Annotated in this window: 1 protein-coding gene and 2 pseudogenes; all 3 read left to right on the top strand. The window is 42.7% G+C overall.

The window, feature by feature from the left end; all coding sequences use genetic code 11:
* Positions 1-261, top strand: a pseudogene (locus J7R05_RS07140) (filamentous hemagglutinin); the annotation flags it as partial.
* Entirely contained in the window at positions 258-671 is a 414-nt protein-coding gene (locus J7R05_RS07135) for a hypothetical protein (RefSeq protein WP_208541719.1), read from the top strand. The pseudogene J7R05_RS07140 and the gene J7R05_RS07135, both read left to right, overlap by 4 nt.
* Before the next feature lie 97 nt (positions 672-768).
* Positions 769-1,405 (top strand): annotated as a pseudogene (locus tag J7R05_RS07130) (filamentous hemagglutinin); the annotation flags it as partial.

The raw sequence follows: 1,405 nt of genomic DNA, 5'->3' as shown, positions 1-1,405 counted from the left end.
AAGTTAAACAAGCTAAATAATGGCAAACAAACCACGGTTGGCTTTGATGGGCATAGATATGACTTTGTAAGCCGAGTGATCGGCGGTAATGGCTATACCTACCAGACAGTGCCTACCGGCAGTAACAATTGGAAAGAGGCATACAAAATGTTCACAGATCCTAACAGTGTCCACACTTGTCTTGGAGATGCGAGCAATATGTGCAAAAAGCGCTATGGTTCATCCCATCGAGTACAAATTGATTCAAGGAGAAAAAAATGAAACAAATCTTAAAATTATTGAGTGGAATAGCTTTGTTAAGTATCGCTGGATGTCAATTTAATAAACCTCCCTTAGGATATTTGGCTGCATGGGAGAAGCCTGGAGCGGACTTTACTGAGGTAGGAAAAGCATTGTTAGAATGTGGCATGCCAACTCCCTTTGATAAAGATCCAGAAAATAAAAAGCTAAGCAACAATGCATTAGCAGCCATTGATGCATGCATGATCCAAGATGGTTTCCGTTATAAAGATGAAGAGGTATCGAATATGGGGGGATGGTGTTATATTTTTAGAGAGGAAAACCTTCCCATTTGTCAGCCTGGCGCTGTTATCCCGAGGCGCAGTGTCAAGAAGCGTTTAAATAGCCCGTTTTGTAAACAGAATCCAAAAGAATATGAGTGCTATCCTTAAGTGTTTCTGCGTTTGAAGAGCAACATTCCCCTTCCTTGCTTTTGCTTGGAAGGGTGGTTTTTTTGCTCATTCCACCATCAGTAATGGCAGCATCATTTTGACAGATGAAGCAGGGCAAAATACCCTGACAGGGCAAAATGGGGAACAAACAATCGCCTCCCTTAACCGTGACACGGCTACAGCTCATGAAGCTGTAGAAGCGCTTGATGGTGGCAGGCTGGAACAAATCGTCCATGAGAACCGTGAAATGGCGACGCAATTGCTTGAAGAAGGGTTTAAATACAGCGATGATTCCTATAAAACCATGTTTATCAAAAAGCACTCCATCGCCGTGGTGGATCGTGATGAAAAGGGAAATATTATCTATTTAACAGATGAAAATGGGAAACCTATAAAAGACAGTCGTGGACAAAAAATACCTCAGTCGCATTATTTAACGGCTGAGGAGAAGAAGCACCTACAAGCCGGTTCTGATGGTAAGGTTCATGTCTCTTTTAATGGCATTTTCACGCCACCAACTGAGGGGGGTGTTTATGCAGTGCAACATGCAGACAATCGAAATGAACCGCTCTATTTTGTTGTCTTCCCACAAGGAGACACGGTTGTGTCAGAACTGATGGTAGCAGGCTATCAGAAGTTTCTGGAAAATGACTTCTTTGGCTTAACCAATTCAACACAGGAGGTACAGGATCTGCTAAAGAACTATGGGAATACAGGGCTGGAACTTTACGCTC

This window comes from Bartonella capreoli (genome assembly GCF_902813205.1).
GTDB classification, from domain to species: domain Bacteria; phylum Pseudomonadota; class Alphaproteobacteria; order Rhizobiales; family Rhizobiaceae; genus Bartonella; species Bartonella schoenbuchensis.
Note: the sequence above shows the minus strand (reverse complement) of the source record. Positions and strands in the feature narration are given on the sequence as shown.